The organism is Dongia rigui, from assembly GCF_034044635.1.
In the GTDB taxonomy this organism is placed as follows: Bacteria; Pseudomonadota; Alphaproteobacteria; order Dongiales; family Dongiaceae; genus Dongia; species Dongia rigui.
The window spans coordinates 455703-478985 of the sequence record NZ_JAXCLX010000001.1 but is presented as its reverse complement, the minus strand read 5'-3'; the positions used below and the strand labels follow the sequence as shown (position 1 = coordinate 478985).

The window sequence follows — 23283 nt, the reverse complement described above, 5'->3', positions numbered from 1 at the left end:
CCCAAATGAAAGTCAAGGCGAGAATACGTTCAATGCCTTACGTCATGCCCATGCAACAGCGCCGGCACCTGGCGATGCCTATAAAAGCATCATTGCTGCGATGCGTCAGATGTGTGTTGCATAAACATTGCTGCATTCGGCAGCAATTGGCTGGTGCGGTGGCGCCTATCGACGGGCGAAGAGATAGAGCACGCCGCCAACCACGGCGACGAGGCCGCTGATCCAGATGGCCGGGTGCAGACTTTTCGCGGGTGCCGGAGCTGGGGTGGCGATCGGCGCCGCGGCTGCCGCCGCTGCTTCGGAGGCCGCTACGGCTTCGACGCCCGGTGCCGCAGCACCTTGTGCTTCAAGGCTGGGGGCGGCGGCAGCGGCATCATTCGATGGATGCGCGGAGACGGCCGCCGCAAAGGCGCTGAAGAAATCGTCAGCCATCTTCTTGGCCGTGCCTTCGATGAGGCGCGAGCCAATCTGAGCCAGCTTGCCGCCGATCTGGGCGTCGGCAGTGTATTTCAGGATCGTGCCGCCCTGACCATCATCGCTCAAATTGACCTTGGCGCCGCCCTTGGCGAAGCCGGCGGCGCCACCCTGTCCCTCGCCGGTGATGGTATAGCCATTGGGCGGGTCGATGTCGGAAAGGGTGATGCGGCCGCCGAATTTGGCCTTTACCGGCCCGACCTTGGCAACGACGGTCGCAGTAAATCCGTCGCCGTCACGGACCAGTTCCTCGCAGCCGGCGATGACGCTTTTGAGGATGTCAGGATCGTTGAGCGCGGCCCAGACGACGGCGCGCGGCGCCGGAATCGGGTATTCGCCGGAAATGTCCATGACGTCTCTCCCTAGCCAATTCTTGCTAAAATAGACGCCGCGCCGCTGGAGCTTGTCAACGTACCCAAAGGCGTCTGGGCACGCGAATGTGCCCCGCTGGCGCTTGACGGTGGGCGTCGTCGCTGGTCATCTGCTGTCAACCGGTTCGATCCTGATCCTGCACGCGAGGCATATTTGTCTTTCAAACGACTGATACAAGTGGCGGCCGCCTTCTGCCTTCTTTTTGCCTCAACCGTTGCGCTGGCTGCCGAAAAGGTGCCGGTCCTGATCCATGCCGGCGGCAGCACCTATAAATTCGATGCCGAGATCGCCGATACGGCAGATGAGCGGGCGCAAGGGTTGATGTATCGGGAACATCTCGATCCCAATGAAGGGATGCTGTTCCTCTATCCCGTCGCCAAGCCTGTGGCCTTCTGGATGAAGAACACGCCGTTGCCGCTCGACATGCTGTTCATCGACGCCGAGGGCAAGATCATCAACGTCGCTTCAATGGCAAAGCCGTTCGATACCAATCCGATCAGTTCGGAAGGTGCGGCGATCGCTGTCTTTGAAATCCTGGGTGGATCGGCTGGGCAACTGGGCATCCAGGCCGGCGACAAGGTCGAGTGGCCGGCACAGGCGACCCCGGCAACACCTTGATCCTTGTTGGGGTCCTAGCGCTTGCGGGCGATTGTTAGGCCGTCGGCAATCGGCAACAGCACGAAATCGACGCGCGGGTCGGTGGCGATGAAGCTGTTGAGGTCGCGCAAGGTCACGGTCTCGATTTCCTTGTCCGAGGGATTGGCGACATCGCCGCCCCAGAGCACGTTGTCGATGAGCACGGCGCCACCCGGACGCAGCAGGGTCAGCACGGCTTCGTAATAGTTCCGGTAATTGGTCTTGTCGGCATCGATGAAGGCGAGGTCGAACTGGCCCGCCTCGGCCTTGGCGAGATCCTTCAATGTCTCGACCGCCGGCCCCAGGCGCAGGTCGATCTTGCCGTCGACGCCGGCCTTGGCCCAAAAGCGGCGGGCGACGTCGGTGTATTCCTTGCTGACATCGCAGCAGGTCAGCTTACCGTCGGCGGGCAAGGCGCGCGCCACCGACAGGCTGGAATAGCCAGTGAAAGTACCGATTTCGAGCGCGCGGCGTGCGCCGGTCAGCTGCACCAGGAGGGCCATGAACTGGCCCTGTTCCGGCGAAATCTGCATCTGGCTGGCAGGCAGTTTGGCGGTTTCCGCGCGCAATTCCTGCAGCAGAGCGTCGTCCCGAAACCCGAATTTCAGAATGTAATCGTAGAGCTGGCCGGTGATCTGGAGCGGCTCTTTGCTCATGTTCCAGCGCTTAGGGGCGCGCGGGGCTGGGCAGGCGCACGTATTGGACGCCGGCTTCAAGAGAGCTTTGGGCCACGGTCTTGCGCCGGGACTGGTCCTGGACGCAGAAGATATGGGCGTAGGGCGTGCCGTCGATGCCGTTGAAGATCGAGGCCACTTCCCAGGTGATCAGGTTGGTATCCGCCGACCGATAGCGGGCGCCGACCATAACCCGATTGTCTTTCTTCGAACTGAACAGGCCCATGTCTTTAAGTGCTCGCCGTCTTTAAGTGCTGGTCTGGCAGCGTTCTTCAGAGGTCAACCCGCCAGCCGGGGTAACGCCCCGAGTCCCCAGCAGCTATGACCTTGATTCGGGGGCAGAACGTAGCATTTGAACGGGGGGCGAACAAGCGCGGGCGGGGCCGGGTCCTGTGACCTCACCCACGCTCTTGTCGGCGGGCGCTCTTAAGCGTTGCGCAAATACCACGCGTAGTCGAGTTCGGTGACCCGGGCGTTGAAGCGGTCGTATTCGGCCTGTTTCACGGACCGATAGACGTGATGGAAGCGGGTGCCGAAGTAATCCTTCATCCGGGCGGATTGACCGAAAAGGTCGATCGCCGCCTGCCAGTTGGTGGGCAGCGTCAGGCCCATTTCCTGGGCTTTGGCATAGCCATTGCCTTCGACCGCGGCGCCAGGGTCGAGCTTCTGCTTCAGCCCCCAATGGATGGCGGCCAGCATGGCGGCCACGGCGAGATAAGGATTGGCGTCGGCGCCGCAGATCCGGTGCTCGATATGGCGCGATTTCGCCGGTCCGGCCGGGACGCGGAAACTCACCGTCCGGTTGTTGACGCCCCAGGTGGGCGCCACCGGGGCGTAGGAGTTGGCGCGGAAGCGGCGGTAGGAGTTGGCATTGGGGGCGAAGACCGCCATCGATTCATTGAGCAGGGCCTGCATGCCGCCCACGGCCTGTTTCAACAGCGGGCTGCCTTGCGGATCGTCGCTGGCAAAGGCGTTGGAGCCGTCCGGGTTGGCAAGGCTGACATGGAGATGCATGCCGGACCCGGCGATGTCGCTGTGCGGCTTGGCCATGAATGTCGCCTCGAAACCGTGGCAGACGGCAACACCTTTGACCAGGCGCTTGTATTTCGCCGCCTCGTCGCAGGCTTGAAGGGCGTCAGCCCGGTGCCTGAGGCCCAGTTCCAGCTGGCCCGGGGCGTATTCCGAGATGGCGGATTCGAGCGGCAAACCGATTGCCTCGCCCTGGGCATAAACGTCGCGGAAGAAGGGCTCGAAATCGTCAAGCTCGCGCAGGCCATAGACCTGGATGTCCCAGGGACGGTTACCGGTGACGGCGGAAACTGGCGGTTGCTTGCCACCGCCCGGGCGGCCTTCGCGGTCGACTAGGTAGAATTCCATTTCGCAGGCGACGACCGGGGTCAGGTTGAATTCCTTGAAACGATCAATGACGGATTGCAGCACATGGCGCGGGTCGACATCGCAGGGGCTGCCGTCGATCTCATAGACCGACAACATCAACTGGGCGAAATCGGCGCCCAGCCACGGCGCCAGAGTCAATCCGCCGGGTGTCGGCTTGCCCAGGCGGTCGGCGTCGCCATCGGTCCAGACCAGGCCGGATTCTTCGACGTCTTCACCAGTGATGTCGAGCGCCAGCATGGTGCCGGGCAGGAAGCGGGCATATTCGTAAATCGGCCTGACGTCATGGCGCAGCAGGTTCTTGCCGCGCGGCACGCCGGACTGATTGGTGAAGAATATCTGGACGAACTTCACCTCGGGATGCGCGGCAAGGAAGGCATCGCATTCGGCGATGTCGGCAATTCTGGCAGTCATAATGATCCCCTAACTTCTAAAGCGGCGCCAATCAGGCAGCCAGTTCGTCCAGGCATTGGCCAATTGTGGTCACGAGACGCGCCACTTGCGCCTCTGTCGTGACCGGGCTGACCAGGGTCATGTTGTGGAAAGGTGCAATCAGCAATCCGCGATTGAGCAGATAGAGATGGACCGCCAGCTCCACCGGCCCATGCATCGCGGCCTGCGCCTCGGTGCCGTTGCGCGGGCGTTCCGGCGCGCAGACGAATTCGGCACGCGCACCGACATTCGAGACGTGCCACGGTATGTTGCGCTTTTTGATTTCGCCCTCGATACCCCGGGCGAGTTTCTCGGAAAGCGGCAGCATGTGGGCATAGGCTGCCGGCGTCATGACATGCTCGAGATTGGCGCGCATCGCCTTGAACTGCAGAGCATTGGCCGAGAGGGTCGTGCCCATCCCGCTATAGCCAGGGCCGGCCTCTTTCTCCGCCGCGCGCATGCGTTCGGCGATATCGGCCGTGCAGCCGAAGACGGCGGTGGGCAGGCCACCCGCCACCGGTTTGCCGAGCGTCAGGAAATCCGGTTTCAGATGATGCGTGCGCGTGTAACCGCCGAAACCGGTCGAGATGGTGTGCGTCTCGTCGATCACCAGCAATGTGCCGGTCTTCTTGCAGAGCGATTGCAGCGCGTCGAGGAAGCCCGGTTGCGGCAATACCATGCCGATATTCGTGAGCGCCGGCTCGGTGATGACGCAGGCGACATCCTGGTCTTTCAGCGCTGCCTCCAGCGCCGGCACGTCGTTGAACTCGACCACCTTGGTGTGGGTGGTGAGATCGTAGACTTGGCCGATGAGGCCGGGGCGATGGATCGCCCTGCCGTTCTTCATGCGCACGAAGGTGTCGTCGACGGCGCCGTGATAGGCGCCGTGAAAGACCAGCACTTTGGTGCGCTTGGTGATGGCGCGGCACCAGCGGATGACGAAGCGGTTGGAATCCGTGGCCGTCGTGGTCACCTGCCAGAAGGGCAGGCCGAACATGTTTTCAAGGAGGCTGCCGACGGCGATGATGTCCTCGGTCGGCAGCATGTAGGTAAGGCCGTGGGACGATTGCGCGGCGATGGCCTTGGCCACCGGCTCGGGCGAATGGCCGAACATGGACCCGGTATCGCCGAGGCAGAAATCGTCATACGTATGGCCGTCGGCGTCGGTGAGTGTGGCACCCTTGGCATCGGCGACAAAGAGAGGGAAGGGGGTCGACCAATCCAGCATCCAGTGATGCGGAACGCCCTTGATCCAGTTGCGGCGGGCCTCTTGGCCCAGCTTCTGTGAGATCGGGTTGGATTGGAGATAGCGGTCGGTCTCTCGCTTTGTCATCGCTTCGACTTGCGCCTTGGGCAAGCCAGCTTCCGATAATTCCATGATGCGCGCACTCAGCTCCTATGCTGTGGCCTCAACCAGGCCCGATGGGCGCATTGATAACGACTGCCCTGGGGGAATAGCAAGGGGCCGCGCCACAAATACTTGTGGCACGCTGTTAAGTCCTTGTGGCGAAAGACCTGCTGCAGTGCCGCGAAGGGCGTCAGAGCCAGCCGCGCTTGCGGAAATACCAGAAGGGCAGCACCGCGGAGAGCACCATCAGGCCGATGGCGACCAGATAACCGTGCTGCCAGTGGAGTTCCGGCATGAACTCGAAATTCATGCCGTAGATGCTGGCGATCAAGGTCGGCGGCAGGAAGGCGACTGCTGCCACGGTGAAGATCTTGATGATCGCGTTCTGCTCGATGTTGATGAGACCCAAGGTGGCGTCGAGCAGGAAGTTGATCTTGCCGGCGAGGAAGTTGGCATGGTCGGCGATCGAGGCAATGTCCCGTGACAGCGTCTTGATGCGCTGCTTGGCATCCTTCTTCATATTGCTCTGCGCATTGAGAAAGACCACGACGCGGCTCAACCCCAAGAGGCTCTCGCGCGCCTTGGTGGCAAGGTCGCCATTGCGGCCGATGCGGCGCAAGACATCCTGCAACCCGCCGCCCTTCTGCTGGGCGACACCTTTGCGCTGGCGTCGCTGCGCTGGCGACTGGCCCTGCTTGGCAAAGATATCGCGCGAGACCTGTTCCATGTCGGCGGCGGCAAGTTCCAAGACATCGGCCAGGCGATCGGCGATGCCTTCGAGGAGGCCCAGCAGGACCTGCTGTGGCCCACCCGCCAGATGCGCATGGCGCAGGGCGCGGCGCGCGAAGACGGCGAAGGGCAGGGGATCGACAAAGCGCACGGTGATGAGGGCCGAGGGCGTCAGGATGAAGGTCACGGCGCCGCTTTCGGGATGCTCGGTCGCTGCCTTGTGCAGCACGGGTGCCGTCATCACCAGGTTTTCACCTTCATCATAGAGGCGGCTCGACGCCTCGATCTCATGCATTTCCTCGCGCGTCGGCATCTCGATCCCGAAGGCGGCTTCGACGGAATGGATTTCGGCGGCATTGGGTTCGAGCAGATCGACCCAGACGGCGTCGCGCGGCATCGCTTCGGCGGCGTGGTCGGCCATCGCCTGCATGTGGCTGGGCAGCACGTCGGCGGCCGGGACATCGGCCACGACGGCGCGGGTTTCAAGCCCGCTGATGACGTTTTTCTTGAGGGTGCCGTCCTGGTGGAAATAGGCGGTGATCATACCGGCCTCCTGGGTAACGAAAATGACGTTCGACCCGGAGGCATCGGCAAAGGCAGGGGCTAGAGACGGCCTGCTTTTGCCGATGAAACCGGGTCCGTGGCGAAGTGTCCGCCGCTACTGGGAGGCTCCGCAGAGCTTGATTGTGCCCGGTTCATGTTACGGTTCCTTCATGGGGAAACATGGCGCTCATCGCCATGCCCGGCGTTGGTAGGACTCCCGCTGCGGCCTGTCAAATGAAAAGGCGCCCCGCTAATATCGCAGGCAAATCAAGGTTAAAGCGGGAGGTAGCGATGCAGGATCGAATTGCCCTGGTGACGGGGGCCGGCAGCCCAGACGGGATCGGTTTTGCCACGGCCCAGGCGCTGGCAGCGGCGGGTGCCCGGGTCGCCATCACCTCGACCACCAAGCGTATAGAGGATCGCTTGCGTGAGCTGGGCGGCGAGGCCGGACGGCATATCGCGCTGGTGGCCGACCTCACTGACGAAAAGGCGGTCGGCAAGTTACTGGCCGCCGTCAATGCGCAGCTCGGCAAGATCGATATCCTGGTCAACAATGCCGGCATGATCCAGACAGGCAAGAGGGAGCGGGCGCGGCTCTTTCACGAGATTCCGACCGAGGAATGGCTGCGCACCCTCGATATCAATCTCAATACCTGCTTCCTGGTCAGCCGCGGTGTGGTGCCGCAGATGCTGCGACGCAAATATGGCCGCATCGTCAACATTGCCTCTGTCACCGGGCCGCTGGTTACCAATCCGCGCAGCGCCGGATACTCGACGGCCAAGGCGGCGATGACTGGTCTTACCCGTGCGCTGGCGATTGAAGTTGCCGAGCGGAATGTCACCGTGAACGCGGTGCTGCCCGGCTGGATCCAGACCGGCTCATCCTCGAAGGCCGAGATCATCGCGGGGCAGCATACGCCGGCGAAACGTCCAGGGAGTCCGGAGGAAGTCGCCGCAGCTGCTGCCTTTCTGGCGAGTGCGGCCGCCTCCTATATCACCGGGCAGACGCTGGTGGTCGATGGCGGCAATGCGATTCAGGAATACAAAGGCCCGCCGGGCAAGGGCCGGCTTGGCTAGGCGTCTGCCATTTCCGGCTCTACCAACTCGGTACGGGCGTTGCGTTCCAGGTAAGTGTTGAGCGCGATGTAGGAGCGTGTGCCCTGGACACCCGGCACGTCATAGATGCGCTTCAGCAATTGCTCGAGCGCCTTGGTGCTTTCGCAGCGCACCTTGATGATGAGACAGGTGTCGCCGGCGACGGCATGAATTTCCTCGATGCGCGGGTCGTCCTGGATGGCCATCAGTTCCGGCGACTTGCCCCAGCCTTCGGTGTTCACATGGACGAAGGCGAGGAGGGGGCGTCCGATCGCTTCGCCGTCGATGGCGATGGTATTCCGTTTGATGACGCCCTGGGCTTTCAGCTTCTTTACCCGCTCGAATACGGAAGGCGCTGAGAGGCCGAGTCTTTCGCCGAGGTCGCGATAGGCGGTCTCGGCATCGTCGGCCAACAGGGCTAACAGCTTTCGGTCGGTGGCGTCCATCAACGGGTCTCCGGCGAACAGGATTTGGCAAAATGGCGAACTATGTTCGGCATTTGCCATCATAAAACTAACCTGATACGAAATGTAAAGCGCATTTAAGTTGAGCATTAGGCCATGACCAGCCGGACCCTGACAGAATCCGCGTCCCTCACCATCCTGATGACAGGCATCGCGGCTGTCGGCGTCCAGGCCCTGATGCTCTCGCCGCTACTGCCGGATATCGCCGCCGACCTCCGTGCGACGGCGCGGGAACTGGGCTTTGCAACAGGTGCTTATGGCGTGGGCGTGGCGACGGCCGCACTGCTGGCGGCGCCCAAGCTTGGCCAATGGAGCAAGGCCAGTGCCATCCGCATCGCCTTCGCGGTGATGGCGCTGAGCCTCGGCCTCTGCGGCTTTGCCTGGGACTGGCGCATTCTGGTGTTGGGCCAGGCGATCACCGGGCTTTGCGCCGGCGTCATCCTGCCGGCGACCTATGGTCTTGCCGCTGATCTTTCAGCACCGGAACGACGGTCGCGCGCCATCGGCAAGGTGATTTTCGGCTGGTCGGTCGCGATGGTCGCGGGTATCCCGCTGGCGGCGTTCCTCTCTGACTTCATCGAATGGCGCAGCACCTTCGCCCTGATGACGGCGATCTGCTTGGCCATGGTGATCGTGATCGGCCTCATCCCCCGCAGCGGCACTGTCGCCGCCACGGAACGCGTCGCCTATACTCGCGTGCTGCAGGTGCCGGGCATGGTGGTCTGCTTCGTCGCGACCTTTGCCTATATGATCGCCTTCTATCAGACCTATACCTTCATCGGCGACCATGTGCGGCATCTGCATCATCAGGGCGCGTGGCTGGGTGGGGCCGTTGCCTGTTCCTACGGCATCGGTTTTGGTGCCGCCATTCTGGGCAATGCGTGGCTCGACCGCATGGGGCCGGTGCGCCTGATGGCGTTCTCGCTGGTCTGGGTGGGGATCAATTACCTGATCCTGCCGACCGCGACCTTGGCGATGTGGTCGACCTTGGCCTTTCCCTTCCTGTGGGGACTTGCCAACCATATCTGCATGAACGTGCTGGTCAGCTTCATCGGCTCGGCACCGCCGGCTGCCCGCAGCACGGCGATGGGGCTATTCTCCTTCATCACCTATGTCGCAGTGGGTCTTGGTGGCGCGGTTTTCGGCAGCGTCTATACGCAATCGGGTTTTGCCGCCGTCTCCTACGCGGCGACCGCGACGCTGTGGATCGCGGCCGTCATCGTCGGTTTGCTGCTCAAGCGGCAAACTGTCGCCGCGGCCTAGATCCCGTCGACGACCACAAACTGGCAGCGCGTCGCCTTCAACCGATAGGGCAGGATACGCTGGTACTCCGGGGAACGATACCAAGCCTCCGCGGTTGCTCGGTCTGCAAACTCCAGCATGGCAATGCGCTGGAATGGCATTTCGCCCTCCAATGTGGTGAACGTGCCGCCCCGCACCAGGAATTTGCCGCCAAAGGCCTCGATCGTCGGCATGACCTGCGAGCGATAGACCTCAAATGTCTCAGGATCGTCGATATGTTCATAAACAATGCAGTATGCGGCCAAATGCGCCTCCCTTGATGTGCCGGATTTAAGCTTACATTCAGCTTGCATCACGAAGCTGTGAACCACTTCACCCTATCGGTGGTCGATCCAAGCTAAGTCTAGCTCGTAGAGTGCGGATTGCCAGCAGCGGGTCAATGCCGCGCCATCAGAAATCCGGGAGTGATCGGATCGTGACACACAGCCACAAGGCACATATCAACCGCATCGGCGTTGCGGTCCCCGCGCATGACGTCCATGACGGATTTCTTGCCCACGCCCGCGCCTTGCTCGACAATGAGCGCACGGCCCGCTTGTTTGACCGGGCTGCGCGCCGCAGCGGCATTGCCCATCGCTTTTCACATATGCCGGTGGCGGAAGCCGGTGCGCCGGCGGTCGATGCAACCGGATTCTACCGCTATGGCGACTTTCCGACGACGGCGCAGCGCATGGAGCAATACGTGCCGCAGGCGTTGACCCTGGCCGAGCAGGCGATCGCCAAGCTGGAACTGGGTAAGGACATTGCTGCCGTGACCCATCTGATCGTTGCCTCTTGCACCGGGTTCAGCGCGCCGGGACTTGATCTACAACTTGTTTGGCGGCTTGGGCTTTCGCCCCAGGTGGAACGGCAGTTGATCGGTTTCATGGGCTGCTCGGCCGCGATCCCGGCGCTGCGTGCCGCCCATCATATCGTGCGCGCGCAGCCGGATGCCCGTGTCCTCGTCGTCAATGTCGAAATCTGCACATTGCATTTCCAGGCAACCGCCGATCTTGAAACCATGCTTTCCTTCCTGCTCTTTGGCGATGGCTGTGCGGCGGCCCTTGTCACAGCGGAGGCACAAGGGATCGCGTTGGAGGACTTCCGCTCTGTCATCATTCCGCAGACGGACGACCTCATTACCTGGACCATCGGCGACCAGGGTTTCGAGATGTTCCTGTCCGGGCAAGTGCCGGGCCGGATCACGCAGGCTCTGCGCCAGGAAGCCGGCCGCAGCGACGATGGCGGCATTCTGCGCGGCGAGGGCACGCAATCCATTGACCTCTGGGCGGTGCACGCCGGCGGCCGCAGCATCCTTGATGCTGTCGAGGTGGGCCTCGCCTTGCCATCGGCAGCACTCGAACATTCCCGCGCGATCCTCAATGATTTCGGCAACATGTCCTCGGCGACGATCATGTTCGTGCTGCAGCGCATGTTGCAGACGGCCCGGCAGAAGGAGCGCGGCATGGCCATGGCCTTCGGTCCCGGCATGGTCGCTGAGACGGCCCGCTTCAGCATGGCCGCGTGACCGCCGTGAATTTCGCCCGGCGCAACGATCTTTCCGAACTGATGGATACCGAACCCGTCACGCCGGAAGACTTTGCCGCTTGCCTCAAGGATCTCGCCACCGTCAATCGGTTGACGCTCGCCATGCGCCCGACCTTTCACTGGCTCAGCCGGGCGACGCGGAACTGGCCGGCGCAGCGACCGTTCTCTGTCCTCGATGTCGGCCACGGCCAAGGCGATATGCTGCGCGCAATCTGGCATTGGGCGCAGAGGCGTGGACTGAAGGTTGAGCTTGAGGGTATCGACCTCAATCCCTTGAGCGAATATGCGGCCCGTCAGGCGACACCGGATGCCATGAACATCCGCTTCCGGACCGGTGATGTTTTCGCCCTTGGTGCGGAACGCCGCTTTGATGTCGTCATTTCATCGCTGGTAACGCATCACCTCACCGATGCGCAGATTGTAGCCTTCATCCGCCTGATGGAACGCCAGACAACGACCGGCTGGTTCATCAACGATCTCCACCGCCATGCGCTTTCCTATCACGTCTTCCGGTTCTGGGCTGCCTTGGCCGGCTGGCATCGCTTCGTGCGCCATGACGGACCCGTCTCCATCGCCCGCAGCTTTCGCCGGGCCGACTGGGAGCGCTATCTGATGCAGGCGAGGGTCGATGCTGACATCGACTGGTACATGCCGTTCCGCTTTGGCGTCGGCCGCGTGAAGGTGCCGCGGTCATGAGAGTGCCGCTGGTCATCGTCGGTGGTGGCGTTGCCGGGGCGGCAGCCGCCGCGCTGCTCGCGCGCGCTGGCCAGCAGGTGACATTGCTGGAACGCGAGCGGACGGCCAAGCCGAAGGTTTGTGGCGAATTCCTCAGCTGCGCGGCCCATGATCACCTGGTCGCTCTCGGTCTCGATCCGGCGGGGCTGGGCGCCCTGCCGATCAGCCATCTGCGTCTTGCTGCGGGAGGGCGCCAGATCACGGCGCCACTGCCATTCACCGGCTGGAGCCTGGCGCGCGATGTGCTGGACGAGGCCTTGTTGCAGCGTGCCACGGCATTGGGCGCCGACATACGGCGTGGCGTCGTGGTCCGGTCGCTGGAGGGTGGCGACCGCCCCCGTCTGATCGTCGACATGATGGGCGAGATCGAAGCGGGCGCCGTCTTCCTCGCCACGGGCAAGCATGACCTGCGCCATGCAGCGCGGCCCGTCACCGGGGCCGACGATCTCATCGGCCTCAAGACCTATTTCCATCTGATCCGGAGCGAGGCGCAGGCACTCAAAGGTCATATCGAACTCGTATTGTTCGACGGCGGCTATGCGGGACTGCAGTTGGTCGGCGCAGATCGTGCCAATCTGTCGCTGCTGGTCAGCCGGCAGCGCTTTGCCGCCGCGGACAATGACTGGTTTCGGCTGCTTGGCGAGATCTGCACCGAGAATGCGCTGCTGGGCACGCGCCTGGAACATGCCTTGCCCGAAACGGACCGGCCGCTGGCGATCTTTCGGCTGCCATTCGGTTTCCGCCATCGTCCGGATGGCCAGGCGCACCTCTTCCGGCTCGGCGATCAAATGGCCTGCATGCCATCCTTCGCCGGTGATGGTATGTCAATCGCACTTCACAGCGCCGCGCGCGCGGCACAAGCCTATCTGGCTGGTGCGCATGCTGATGCCTATCATGCAAGGATGCGGCGCGAACTCCGGACGCAGTTTTTGTGGGGTCGCTTGCTGTCACAGCTGACCGGGACCCATGCTGGACGCGCTTTATTCATGGGGGCGGCAACGACGCTTCCAGCGATGATGCCGGCCCTGGCGCGGCTCACCCGCCTGCCGCGACTAGCGCAGATAGTCCAGCAGGTTGATTGACTGCAGCGCCTTCAGCACGCTGTAGGACGATTCCAGCTGCAATTCGGTGGCGGATAGCTTGGCTGTGATCTCTGTCACGTCCACATTCTTCAGATCGCCGACCAGGGATTCGACGTAAAGCTGGAAATCGACATTCCGGTCCATCGCTTCATCGACGCTTTGGGCAATGCCCGAGAGGCGCGATTGCTCGACCGAAATCTCGTCGATCGCCTGGTCGAGGAGGTCATAGGCATCCTGCACGATGTCGAGGTCCGCCGGCTTCTCGCTGGCCTGGGCGGCAAGGCTCAAGGCGCGCAGCAATTTCTCGAAGCCGGAATCAGCGGCACTGGCGCTATAGGTGATGTCGAGGCCGGGTGCCGCCTCGAAGCTCGCCCCGGCATCGCTGCCCTTGTAGTAAGTGGTGTCAACGGTCGCCGCATCGGTTGCCGCATAGCCGGTGAGGTCGACCGGCGGGTTGGTCGTGGTACCACCACCAAAGACATAATAGCCATCGACCTTGGTATTGAGCAGGGATGCCACCTCCTCGAGATAGGCCTGCGCCTGCACGTTGACGCCGCTGATGTCGTCAGTGGCGCCGGAGATGAGGCTGGAGAGCCAGGAGCGCGCCTGGGTCGTGAGATCGGTAATAGATGTCGTGGCACTATAGGCGCCCTGGACGCGCGCCGCCACGATGGTGCCGTTGCTGACATATTGGTCGGCAGCCTTCAGATCGCTCTCCAGGCTGATGATTGTCCGCGACTGAGCCCCATAGCCGTCATAGCTCAACGACTTGACCGAGGTCGATTGCTGCGTCTGTTCGGTGGCATAGCGCTTCTGCACCTCAAGCGCTTGGGCGATGAATTGCCGTTGTTGATTGAAGGTCGAAATCCGGTCCATATTCCGTCTATCCCGGTTAGATCATGTTGAGCAGCGTGTCGTACATTTCCTGAATGACGGAAATGACATTCGCCGCTGCCTGGTAGTTCGTCTGCAGAATCTCCAGTTCCGCCGCCTCCTCATCGAGATTGACGCCAGAGGCATTGGCAAGGGAGCTGCTGAGATTGTCGAGGGCGCCGGACTTTATCTCGGCATTTGCCGTCGCATTCGTGCTCAGGGTTGCGACATGCCCGATGATCTCGGCGGCATAGTCGGCGATCGTCCCTTTGACGGTGCCAAGATCGCCGACGGCGGCGAAGTTGCGGGTGCCTGTGAAGGCCTCGACCAGGCTGGCGATGGCGGTGGTGTCGCCGCTCTCTATGCCGCTCGCGCCGATCGTCAATGTCGTTGCGCTGGAGAGGGCGCCGCGCGCCAGCAGCGACGGATCGGCGGCGACATCGGCGCGCAAGCTGAGGTGCCCTTCACTATCCACGCTTAAAAGGTCATTGAGCCCCAAGGCGCTTGACACGGACTCGCCGCCGATGCCGCCGGAAAGCTGGGCGAGGCCGATGCCAAGGCTGCCGTCATCGGCGGCGATGCTGAGCTTGCCATCGGCATCGATGGTGGCGGTGACCCCGCTCATACCGTCGATGGCGGCGACAAGGTCGTTCACCGTCGCATAGGTGGTGAGATCGAGATCGCTATAGGATTGGACTTTACCGTCAGCGTCGAGCAGCGCCACGCGCAATGTGCCATTGCCGCCAAGGCTGGCGCTGCCGTCGATTGCATCAGAACTGGTCAGTGCGTTGGGTGGGGGAACCGAGGTGCCGGCATTCTGCGCCGCATTGACCGCCGTCATGATCTGGTCGGTCAGGGCATCGACACTGGCCTGTTGCGCGGGCAGAATGTCGTCGCGGACATCCAGCAGGCCGCCGATCGTCCCGCTGCTGATGAACGCGGTCATGTCCTTGCCGCCGACCGAGATGCCGGAGAGGTTGCCGTTGGCCAAGCTGTCGCCGCTGTCGACGGATGCGGCGGCGGTAAAGGATAAGAGATGCGCATCGTCGTTGAGAAGCACGGTGCCACCTGGGCCGTAGACACTGACCGCGCCCGTGCCATCGGTGAAATAGGTGACGTTGATCTCCTGTGCGATGATCGCCACCTGCTGCATCTGCTGGTCGGCAAGATCGGCGGTGGAGGCGCCGCTGGCCTGGGCGCGCAAGACCTGGGCGTTGAGATCGTCGAGCCGTTCCAGCGCGGCATTGACCGTATCGACACTGTCGGCGATGGCGCGGTCGGCATCCTGCCGCAGGTCCTGGATGGAATCGGTGAGCGTATTGGCACTGTCGGCGAGATCGGCGAGATCCGTCACGACCGATTGCGCTTCGCTGGTGCTGTCCGGGCTCACGGAGAGACTCTGCAGCGAGTTGGTCAGGTTGCTGATGGCGCTGGCGATGGTGTCGTCGCCTGTGGTGGTGCCGATGGCGTTGCTGAGCTGCGACAGGTAGTCGGCAACGACCTCCGAAAGGCTGCTCTGGCTCCGCGCCGTGTTGGTCCGCCGTTCCAGACCGGCATCAACCTGGCGCTGGATCTCGCCGAGGCTTACGCCGCTGCCGGTGCCGCTGATGACGACGGTCTGGAATGTCGCCGATTTCTTGGTGTAACCGTCGACATCGGCATTGGCGATATTGTTCGACGTGGTCGTGATGGCGGCTTGCGTGGCACGCATGCCGCTGGTCGCGGTCGATATGGCGCTGCTGAGGGTCATGACAGGGCCCTCGTGCTCAGATCTTGGTGGAACTGGTCATCATCGACTGGCGGCTGCTGGTGCCGATCCGGACCCGAGCATTGGCGCCATAGGTCTCATGCGTCGTTGCGGCGATGCGGCGCGCGTCGACCACCGCCCCGATGCGCTCGCGGGTTGCGTCGATGGCGCTGGCGACGGTGCGGCGATGGCGTTCGGCGAGCGCTGCAAGCTCGGCGAGCTCGGCGCGCAGACCCGCAAAGTCGGGGGTGTCTTCGGTGCGTGCACGCTCGGACAGCTCTTCAAGGGCTGAGCCCATTTCGGCGCGCATTGTCCGGGTGATGGTGGCCTTGGTGCGTGCGGTTTCGCGCAGCGTGTCGATGCGGTTGGCGGCGACGGCCTCGATCTCCCGCGTCAGCAATGCCTTCAATGCCTCGAGGGCGCTACCTGGTTCAGTCTCGGGCTTATCAGTCATGGTGCTTCCCCTTTTCAGCGAATTGCCTGGCCGATCTTGGCGTAGGTCCGCGCCGCCAACACGGCATGCGACATGACCTTGAGGCGCAGCTGCAGGTCGCGTCCGTTGCCCTGCAGCCCCCGAATGAGATGGTCGAGCTCGTCCAGCATATTGCGGGCGCGCAGGCGCCTCGCCTTCGCCCAGGGCGAGCGATCGGCCTGCATCTGCTGCAACGCGCGCGCTTCCAGCAGGACCATGGTCTCGGTCTGCTTGGCCTGGGCCAACAAGCGGTCGAGCTGGCGTCGGTCGGGTGGGGGCGTCATCAGCGGATCGCCTGCATTAATGTGTCGATCATCTCATCGGCCGTGGTGACGACCTTGGAGGCTGCCGAATAAGCCTGCTGGGCGATGATCATGCGGCTGAACTCGTCGGCGATGTCGACGGTGGAGGATTCGACTGATGACGAGCGGATGAGCCCCGCTTGCCCCTCGCCGGCGTCTTTGAGGATGTAGTTGCCGGAATCGACCGTCGGCAGGAAGACGTTGTTGGAGAGCGCCTGCAGCGCATTGGGATTGGCGAAGGTGGCGACGGGGATCTTGTAGATGGCCATGCTGAGGCCATTGTCGAAATTGGCTGTGACCAACCCGTCATCGTCGATTTCCACGTTGGTGTACCGGCCATAACGGGCGCCGTCGGTGTCGAGCGAATAGAGCTCGAGATCGATCTCGCCATCCTGTGCGGCGTATTGCGTGAGGCTGCCGGATTCCTGGATGTCGAGCGTGAGATTGATGTCGGCAGCACCGGAGGTGAGGGCGGTGAAGCTCAGCTCGACCGGCGAAGGCGAGACGGAGCTGAGCTTGCCGGAACTGTCGAAGACCAGATCATAGGTGGCGCCAGAACCGGTGCCGGTGATGGCTGTCGAGTCGTCCGGGTTGACGGCATTGCCGAAGCTCATCTCCCATTCATTGGTGCCGGTCTTGGTATAGGTGAGGGTCGTGCTGTGGGCGACGCCGAGACTGTCGAAGAACTCGACGTCCAGCGAAACGCTGGCGCCGTTGGCGGCATCCGCAGGGAGGCCCGCGGACAGCGTCACTGTGCTGCTGGCCTGCGCGAGGCCGGAGACGATATCGACGTCGATGGCGGTGAGGTCGTCGACGTTGAACACGTCACCATTGACAGGATTGCCCTCGGAATCAACCCGGTAGCCCATCAATTGATAGCCTGCGCTGGTCGAAAGATAACCGTCCTTGTCGGCAGAAAATTCCCCGTTACGGGTATAGGCAATATCTGCCGAGCCGTTATTGCCGGGTTCGCTCACGACAAAGAAGCCGCCGCCATCGAGGGCCAGATTGGTCGAAATGGTGCTGCTTTCGATCAGTCCCTGCAGGCCGACATTGCGGCTGTCGGTCACCGCGACACCGCCGGAGGCGTAGGAGGAACTGTTGTAATTCTGCGTCACCAGCGAGCTGAAGCTGGCGGTCGTCGCCTTATAGCCCACGGTGCTGCTGTTGGAGATGTTGTCCGAAATCATCGAGATCGCCTGGCTCTGGGCGTTGAGCGCAGAAACGGCGGTGTTGATGGCATTGCCAAGGCTCATATTGCGTCTCCGGCGTGTGCGTCAGTTGGTGAGGGAAATGATGTCGTCTACCGTGACCGCGACATCGCCGACATAAAGGGCGATTTCGTCGCCGGACGTATCGACGCGGTCGATCTTGCCGAGGCTGCTGACACTGCTCTCGATTTCAGCACCGCTGGCGGAAAGCGCATGGACGGTCAGCGAATAGGTGCCGTCGGCCAATTGATTGCCGTCGCTGTCGGTGCCGTCCCAGGTGAAGGCATGCGTGCCGGCATCGGCGCCGCCGCTCTCGGTGTAGACAGTGTTGCCGTTCTGGTCCTTCACGGTGAGCGTGACGCTGCTGGCGTCGTCGTCCAGTTCATAGTTCCAATTGGCCTCGCCATCGCTGAGCGCGCTGTATTCGCTGTCGTATTCGACCGTCTTGCCGACATAGCTCAAGGCCAGCGTGTTGGTGTTCCAGGAGGTCAGGCTGAGAAGGTCTTCCAGCGTGTCATTGGTCTTGATGGACTGTTCGACATCGGCGTACTGCACCAGCTGGTTGGTGAATTCCGACGTATCCATCGGATCGAGCGGATCCTGGTTCTGCAGCTGTGTCGTCAGCAGCGTCAGGAACGCCTCGTAATTGTCGAAAAGTGTCGTGGTCGAGCTCGACGATGAGCTGGAGCTGCTGCTCGACGAAGACGATGACGAATAGGAACTGTTCGTGGCCGTCGCGTTGGCCAGGGATGTAACGACGCTGCTCACCGACATGGCGTAACCTCGCTGCGCATGATGGACTGCAGGTTTAACGGCGCAGCGCTCGATACCGGGCGGCCAATCTGCAAGCGTTGCACACAGAAATATTCAGCAAGCAAATTGCCCAAAAAATATGCGCCTGAAACGCCGCCGGCCTGCGTTCAATCTGCAGTCAGCCCGTCATGAAACAGGATCCCGGGTTGATGTACGTGACCGCTAAACGGCCGTCACAGATCCAATCGTCACAACGGGTGGAGATAACTCATGCCTGTCATCGCTACCAATACGGCGGCCAACACCGCCTTGCGCTATCTCAATCTCAACTCGACGCAAGAATCGAGTTCGGTTGCCAAACTGTCGAGCGGCTCGCGCATTACCAAGGCATCGGATGATGCCGCCGGTCTTGCGGTCGGCGTGCGACTGCAATCCGACGTTACCGTCCTGCAGCAGGCCTCGACCAACGCGTCGCACGGCATGTCGGTGCTGCAGACCGCCGATGGCGGCGCCTCGCGAATCTCGGACATTCTGCAGCGCATGAAGACGCTGGCGGCCCAGTCGCTGTCCGGCGCCGTGACCGACGACGAGCGTGCCTATATCAACTCCGAATTCACGCAGCTGATCTCGGAAATCGACAGCATCGCCACCGGCACGCGGTTCAACGGGGAAGCGCTGCTGGATGGCACGACCGACTTCGCCACCGGCGTTGACTTCCTGCTCGGAACCGATGCCGCCACAGATACGCTCACCGTCACCATCGATGATCTGGATTCGACGGCATTGACCCTCAATGCCTCGACTGTCGACACCCAGGCAAATGCCAGCACGGCGGCGGCATCGATCGACACGGCGATCGACACGGTCCTGTCGGCGCGTGCCAGCATCGGCGCCCAGATGTCGCGCTTCGACTATCGCGGCCAGATGATCGAGACGTCGATCGAGAATCTGAGTTCGGCCCAATCGGCCATCATGGATGCCGACGTTGCCGAAGAACAGTCGAACCTGACGACGGCCGAAGTGCTGACGGACGCCAGCATCTCAGCGCTAAGCCATGCCAACGACATGGCCACGCGCCTGTCGAAGCTGCTGCAATAACGGGTGGAGGCCGGCGGGGTATCGCCCCTGCCGGTCGCCTCCACCCTTTTTTTATGGGGCTCTCATGACCGTCATTTCGGCGAGCAGCGGCAGCAGCGGAACCTCCGGCGTTTCCTCGGCCAGCGTCAGCCTGGATACCGACGCGCTGATCACGGCAGCCGTCGAGGCGCGAAACGCGCCGGCGGACAGGATCGAGCTCAACGTCACGGCAGCCGAGGCGAAGGTCAGCGCCTATCAGGAACTGGAATCCCTGCTCCTGGCGCTGGGGGACGCCGCCGATGATCTGCGCAATCCGGCCTCGACGACGGAAAACGATGCCTTCGATGCCCGGTCGGTCTCGCTGACCGCGACCGGGTCGACTGAGGCGACCGACATTCTGGGTGCTTCGGTCGGTGCCAATGCGGAAATCGGCAGTTACAGCATTGTCGTCGACCAGGTCGCTGCCGTGCACAAGGTTTCCAGCGACAGTCAGTCGAGCCGCGACACGGCCCTGGGCCTCAGCGGCACGGTCTCGCTTGGTGCCGGCGCCAACACGGCGGTGTCCATCAGTATTACCAGCGACATGACGCTGGACGAAATTGCCGCAGCAATTAACGCCGAGACCGAGGACAGCGGCGTGAAGGCCAGTGTGCTGAAGGTGAATGACGGCTCTTATATGCTGGTCCTTTCCGGCGCCAAGACAAACCAGGCAATTTCGCTTGCCGACAGCAGCGGCAATGCGCTGGAGACGTTGGGCCTGATAACGGCGAATGGCGATATCGGCAACGAAATGCAGGCGGCACAGCCTGCGATCCTCACCGTCGATGGGGTCGAAGTCACCCGTGACAGCAATGAAATCGACGATCTGATCGATGCGGTGACGCTCTATCTCTATGGTGCCGACACCGGTAGCACGATTACCCTGGACGTTGGCGCGGATTTGACGGGGATTAACACGGCGATCAGTGATTTTGCGGACGCCTACAATGCCGTGCGCGATTTTATTTTGGGTCAGCAGGAAGTCGGCTCCGACGGGACCGTCCCGGACGATGCCGTGCTGTACGGTGATGCGTTGGTGCGCAGCGTCAGCAACGATCTTTCGACCCTGCTGTCATCGTTGAGCGGCAGCGGTGCCAGTCTTGCCGGCATCGGCATCTCGCTCGACGAGGATAACAAGCTGCAGATCGACAGCACGGCTCTAGCCGATGCCCTCTCCTCCGATCTCGACGCGGTCATGGAGTTGTTCCGGTTCGAAGCGACGACGTCATCGTCGAAACTGGCTGTCATCGACAATGGCGAGGCCGGATCTTCGGTTGATTTCACGCTCGACATCACGGTCGACGGCAATGGTGCCATCACCGCTGCCAGCATCGGTGGCGATAGCAGCCTGTTCAAAATTGCCGGGACCCGGATAGAAGGTGCCGAGGGCACGGCTTATGAGGGGATCATTTTTGCCTACATTGGCGCGGAATCTGCATCCGTCGATGTGTCGATCACGCGAGGGCTGGCGCAGAAAATATCAGACACAATCACCGATTATGCAGGGGACTATTCCGGTGCCGAAGGATCGCGCATCACGACGCAGGTGGACAGCCTGAACGATGCCGTCACCGACATGGAAACCGAGATCAGCAACATTCAGCAACGAACCGAGGACTATCGCACCTGGCTTACCGAGTATTACGCCCGGATCGAAGCGCAGATCAATGCAGCGAGCCGGCTCCGCGAACAACTCGCGGTTCTGCTCGACAGCAGCGATGACTAGAGTACATGGGGGACGAAGATGAAACAGGGTTCCGGCGTCGCCACGCGCGCCTATCGCTCGGTCCATGCCGGATCGAGCATCCTTGATATCGTCATTTCAGTTTATGACGCGGCGATTATCGACTTGCTGAGGGCGAAAGATGCGCGCCTTGGCGGGCGATTGGACCAGGAACTGGCGGCACTCAATCAGGCGTCGCATCGCGTGCTGGGCCTGCGCAACGCGCTCGACTCGCGCCTGGAATCGAAGCTTGTTGGGCATCTGGCGCGCTTCTATCTGACGGCCAGTTTCCAGATGCTGGCGGTACCGCGTCGCAAGGACCCGATCGTGGCGGTGGAGCGCCTGATCCGCCAGATACGACAGATGCGGGATGCCTGGCGTGACGTAGCGGCAAGGGCCGCCGTTGCAGCGCAAGTGGCAATACCTCCAGCCGGCGAAGCAGTGCCAAGGGATTGGAATGTCATTCTCTAAGCCGATCGGGGGTGCCATCGCCTTGGACGCGGTCGAGACGGCCAAGGCCAGTGCCGACAATGGCATGTCGGACGAGGATCTTCTCGACTTCATGCGTGCAGGCGACGAACTGGCATTCCGGCTGCTGGTAACGCGACATGTCTATCGGGCCCAACGGCTGGCTGTGCGCTTGGTGGGAAACGTGACGGCGGCGGAGGACATCGTGCAAGACGTCTTCTTGCAGATCTGGATCAAGCGAGCTGACTGGCGCAGGACCCAGGCCAAATTCACCTCATGGCTCTTTCGCGTCGTCTACAATCGCTGCATGGATATGCGGCGCAAACGGCGCGATGTGGCACTCGATGGCATCGATGAGCCGACTGACGATCAGGCGGACGCCGTCACGCGCATCTATCGCAATCACGTCATGCGCAAATTGCGCGAGGCGATGGCCCAGTTGCCTGGCTCGCAATATGTTGCCTTGTTTCTGAGCTATCACGAAGGATATAGTACGAAGGATACGGCTGCAGCGATGGGTATCTCGTTGCAGGCTGTAGAGTCGCTCCTAAAGAGGGGCCGACAGAATCTCAGGGACCAATTAAAACGGGACCGCCTCAATGTGCAGCATGCATTCCCCGACCCATGAGCCGGGCGCGCGCAATTACCTACCCCTGGAATGGATCAATGCGTTCAATGACGACCTCAGTCGTCACGGACCCGTCATTGAAGCATGGCCGACGGAGGGGCGACGGCGGGCCGAGCGCGTCCTGGCAGCGTCGCAAATGGCGCGTGATGACCTTGCTGATGCATTGTTGGTCGAGGAATTCCTGGGCCAGCGTCCGATACATGAAAGCCGTGGCGATCTGGTGGGGCGGATCATCGCGGCGCAGCACGCGCTGGCGCCGGCCATGCCCAACCAACGTCCGGCGGCCCTTGTCATGCTGCAGGCAGCTTTCGTTGTCGTATTCGCGGTCATTGGATTGATTTCCGGGCGCTGGATCATGCAGGCGCCGGCCGATTACGATGTCTCCGGCATCTTCATGATCTGCACCGACGCGTTTTATCTCTGACCCAGAGCTGCTGCCGCCATGCGTGACATCTTTCGTGGTCGCTTGTCGACCGGCCTGTTGCTGGGCTCATTTGCGCTCAACATTTTCCTGGCCGGCATGGTTGCGGCGCCGCATCTTTTTGCCCCGCCACCCCAGCCGCCCTTGATTCCGCCACCACCGCGCATGGTAGTCGAGCGGTTGGCCGATGGTCTCAGCGAAGACGGGCGCCATGCGATGCTGGTGGCTTTCGACGGTGCTGCAGACCCGCTCGACGCGTTGTTCGCAAGCTTGGTGGAGTCGCAATCCGATCTCATGCGTGAATTCGCCAACGAGACTTTCGACGCGGCCGCCTATGGTCGCGCATTGGAAACGCGCAAGGTGGCGGCCGACCACTTCTTCAACGCGATGTCCGATTTCTTTCGCAGCATCGGTACGCGACTCTCGGTCGAGGATCGCCGCCGCATCGTCGAGCGCGGCCGCATCTAAACGCGGGTCGCTGTCAGCTTGCCGTCAGTGATGGCAACAGCAAGCTGACATACTGGATCATCATTCATCACGAAACGGTGAAATCCCGCCAAAGTCTCGCTCTGCGCGATTTTGTCCACGCCGATCAATGCCCGGCGAAAGCCGCGCGTCAGAAAGCCCAGTTACCGTGCGCTCCACCAGGCCGGCGTTGTCAAGAACGACACGAATCAAGCCGGCCTGCGCCGAATGCTCTGCTGACAGGAAGGCGAGGAATGACTGTTTTGACCCCATGGCCAAACGCAGTGCGTCATGCG

General features: G+C 62.0%; 27 protein-coding genes. 12 read left to right on the top strand and 15 right to left on the bottom strand.

The features are described from left to right. Positions 1-165 precede the first annotated feature (165 nt). A complete protein-coding gene (locus SMD31_RS02235) occupies positions 166-825 on the bottom strand; it encodes an SRPBCC family protein (RefSeq protein WP_320499035.1) in 660 nt (219 codons plus the stop codon). Between the two features lie 198 nt (positions 826-1023). Between SMD31_RS02235 and SMD31_RS02230 the strand changes: the two genes are divergently transcribed. Continuing rightward, positions 1024-1464, top strand: a complete 441-nt coding sequence (locus tag SMD31_RS02230; protein WP_320499034.1) for a DUF192 domain-containing protein — start codon at positions 1024-1026, stop codon at positions 1462-1464. 14 nt (positions 1465-1478) lie between these two features. On the opposite strand, the gene SMD31_RS02225 is transcribed toward SMD31_RS02230, so the two are convergent. From SMD31_RS02225 to SMD31_RS02205, 5 genes are all read right to left on the bottom strand, one after another. Continuing rightward, positions 1479-2138 (bottom strand): O-methyltransferase, encoded by a 660-nt coding sequence (locus tag SMD31_RS02225; protein WP_320499033.1) that lies wholly within the window; start codon positions 2136-2138, stop codon positions 1479-1481. Positions 2139-2148: 10 nt separating this feature from the next. After that, positions 2149-2346: a hypothetical protein gene (locus SMD31_RS02220; protein WP_320499032.1), complete on the bottom strand. Its 198-nt coding sequence runs from the start codon at positions 2344-2346 to the stop codon at positions 2149-2151. A 236-nt stretch (positions 2347-2582) separates the two neighbouring features. After that, a complete protein-coding gene (locus SMD31_RS02215; RefSeq protein WP_320499031.1) occupies positions 2583-3965 on the bottom strand; it encodes a glutamine synthetase family protein in 1383 nt (460 codons plus the stop codon). Positions 3966-3996: 31 nt separating this feature from the next. After that, positions 3997-5361 carry an aspartate aminotransferase family protein gene (locus SMD31_RS02210; protein WP_320499029.1) on the bottom strand — a complete coding sequence of 455 codons (1365 nt, stop codon included), beginning with the start codon at positions 5359-5361 and terminating at the stop codon, positions 3997-3999. 160 nt (positions 5362-5521) lie between these two features. Further along, positions 5522-6604: a magnesium transporter CorA family protein gene (locus SMD31_RS02205; protein ID WP_320499027.1), complete on the bottom strand. Its 1083-nt coding sequence runs from the start codon at positions 6602-6604 to the stop codon at positions 5522-5524. A 290-nt stretch (positions 6605-6894) separates the two neighbouring features. On the opposite strand from SMD31_RS02205, the gene SMD31_RS02200 reads away from it, so the two are divergent. Continuing rightward, complete coding sequence (locus SMD31_RS02200; protein WP_320499026.1) at positions 6895-7680, top strand: SDR family NAD(P)-dependent oxidoreductase; 786 nt, start codon at positions 6895-6897, stop codon at positions 7678-7680. Here the strand turns inward: SMD31_RS02200 and SMD31_RS02195 are convergent. Continuing rightward, complete coding sequence (locus tag SMD31_RS02195; RefSeq protein WP_320499025.1) at positions 7677-8144, bottom strand: Lrp/AsnC family transcriptional regulator; 468 nt, start codon at positions 8142-8144, stop codon at positions 7677-7679. The two genes, SMD31_RS02200 and SMD31_RS02195, sit on opposite strands and share 4 nt — an antisense overlap. Positions 8145-8258: 114 nt before the next feature. On the opposite strand from SMD31_RS02195, the gene SMD31_RS02190 reads away from it, so the two are divergent. After that, a complete protein-coding gene (locus SMD31_RS02190) occupies positions 8259-9425 on the top strand; it encodes an MFS transporter (protein WP_320499023.1) in 1167 nt (388 codons plus the stop codon). Here the strand turns inward: SMD31_RS02190 and SMD31_RS02185 are convergent. Beyond that, a complete protein-coding gene (locus SMD31_RS02185) occupies positions 9422-9709 on the bottom strand; it encodes a DUF1330 domain-containing protein (RefSeq protein WP_320499021.1) in 288 nt (95 codons plus the stop codon). The genes SMD31_RS02190 and SMD31_RS02185 overlap by 4 nt on opposite strands. A 170-nt stretch (positions 9710-9879) precedes the next feature. Between SMD31_RS02185 and SMD31_RS02180 the strand changes: the two genes are divergently transcribed. Genes SMD31_RS02180 through SMD31_RS02170 form a run of 3 tightly spaced genes read left to right on the top strand, consistent with a single transcriptional unit; the run spans position 9880 to position 12808 of the window. Then, entirely contained in the window at positions 9880-10971 is a 1092-nt protein-coding gene (locus SMD31_RS02180; RefSeq protein WP_320499019.1) for a type III polyketide synthase, read from the top strand. Continuing rightward, on the top strand, positions 10968-11687 hold the full coding sequence (locus SMD31_RS02175; protein ID WP_320499018.1) for a methyltransferase domain-containing protein: 720 nt from the start codon (positions 10968-10970) through the stop codon (positions 11685-11687). Before SMD31_RS02180 ends, SMD31_RS02175 begins: the two co-directional genes overlap by 4 nt. Further along, entirely contained in the window at positions 11684-12808 is a 1125-nt protein-coding gene (locus SMD31_RS02170; RefSeq protein WP_320499016.1) for an NAD(P)/FAD-dependent oxidoreductase, read from the top strand. Before SMD31_RS02175 ends, SMD31_RS02170 begins: the two co-directional genes overlap by 4 nt. Here SMD31_RS02170 and SMD31_RS02165 read toward each other — a convergent pair. From SMD31_RS02165 to SMD31_RS02140, 6 genes are read right to left on the bottom strand one after another with little or no spacing between them, the layout of a single operon-like run. Next, the gene (locus tag SMD31_RS02165) at positions 12779-13684 is read right to left on the bottom strand and encodes a flagellin (protein WP_320499014.1); all 906 of its coding nucleotides are present in this window, start codon (positions 13682-13684) and stop codon (positions 12779-12781) included. The genes SMD31_RS02170 and SMD31_RS02165 overlap by 30 nt on opposite strands. A 16-nt stretch (positions 13685-13700) precedes the next feature. Further along, positions 13701-15431 carry a flagellar hook-associated protein FlgK gene (flgK, locus tag SMD31_RS02160; protein WP_320499013.1) on the bottom strand — a complete coding sequence of 577 codons (1731 nt, stop codon included), beginning with the start codon at positions 15429-15431 and terminating at the stop codon, positions 13701-13703. 16 nt (positions 15432-15447) lie between these two features. Continuing rightward, positions 15448-15882, bottom strand: a complete 435-nt coding sequence (locus SMD31_RS02155; RefSeq protein WP_320499012.1) for a hypothetical protein — start codon at positions 15880-15882, stop codon at positions 15448-15450. A gap of 14 nt (positions 15883-15896) precedes the next feature. Next, positions 15897-16184, bottom strand: coding sequence for a hypothetical protein (locus tag SMD31_RS02150; protein WP_320499011.1), 288 nt, complete (start codon positions 16182-16184; stop codon positions 15897-15899). Beyond that, positions 16184-17458 (bottom strand): flagellar hook protein FlgE, encoded by a 1275-nt coding sequence (gene flgE / locus SMD31_RS02145; protein ID WP_320499009.1) that lies wholly within the window; start codon positions 17456-17458, stop codon positions 16184-16186. The genes SMD31_RS02150 and flgE overlap by 1 nt, the downstream gene beginning before the upstream one ends. Before the next feature lie 21 nt (positions 17459-17479). Continuing rightward, positions 17480-18187: a flagellar hook assembly protein FlgD gene (locus SMD31_RS02140; protein WP_320499008.1), complete on the bottom strand. Its 708-nt coding sequence runs from the start codon at positions 18185-18187 to the stop codon at positions 17480-17482. Between the two features lie 249 nt (positions 18188-18436). On the opposite strand from SMD31_RS02140, the gene SMD31_RS02135 reads away from it, so the two are divergent. The 6 genes from SMD31_RS02135 to SMD31_RS02110 all read left to right on the top strand — a co-directional run bounded on the left by SMD31_RS02135 (position 18437) and on the right by SMD31_RS02110 (position 22990). Then, positions 18437-19264 (top strand): flagellin, encoded by an 828-nt coding sequence (locus SMD31_RS02135; RefSeq protein ID WP_320499006.1) that lies wholly within the window; start codon positions 18437-18439, stop codon positions 19262-19264. 64 nt (positions 19265-19328) lie between these two features. After that, complete coding sequence (gene fliD / locus SMD31_RS02130; protein WP_320499004.1) at positions 19329-21008, top strand: flagellar filament capping protein FliD; 1680 nt, start codon at positions 19329-19331, stop codon at positions 21006-21008. 18 nt (positions 21009-21026) lie between these two features. Continuing rightward, positions 21027-21476 carry a flagellar protein FliS gene (locus tag SMD31_RS02125; RefSeq protein ID WP_320499002.1) on the top strand — a complete coding sequence of 150 codons (450 nt, stop codon included), beginning with the start codon at positions 21027-21029 and terminating at the stop codon, positions 21474-21476. Beyond that, complete coding sequence (locus SMD31_RS02120; RefSeq protein ID WP_320499000.1) at positions 21463-22101, top strand: sigma-70 family RNA polymerase sigma factor; 639 nt, start codon at positions 21463-21465, stop codon at positions 22099-22101. The genes SMD31_RS02125 and SMD31_RS02120 overlap by 14 nt, the downstream gene beginning before the upstream one ends. Beyond that, entirely contained in the window at positions 22082-22525 is a 444-nt protein-coding gene (locus SMD31_RS02115; protein WP_320498998.1) for a hypothetical protein, read from the top strand. The genes SMD31_RS02120 and SMD31_RS02115 overlap by 20 nt, the downstream gene beginning before the upstream one ends. Before the next feature lie 18 nt (positions 22526-22543). Next, a complete protein-coding gene (locus SMD31_RS02110; RefSeq protein ID WP_320498997.1) occupies positions 22544-22990 on the top strand; it encodes a periplasmic heavy metal sensor in 447 nt (148 codons plus the stop codon). 60 nt (positions 22991-23050) lie between these two features. On the opposite strand, the gene SMD31_RS02105 is transcribed toward SMD31_RS02110, so the two are convergent. Further along, positions 23051-23260 (bottom strand): hypothetical protein, encoded by a 210-nt coding sequence (locus SMD31_RS02105; protein ID WP_320498996.1) that lies wholly within the window; start codon positions 23258-23260, stop codon positions 23051-23053. Positions 23261-23283: the final 23 nt, after the last annotated feature.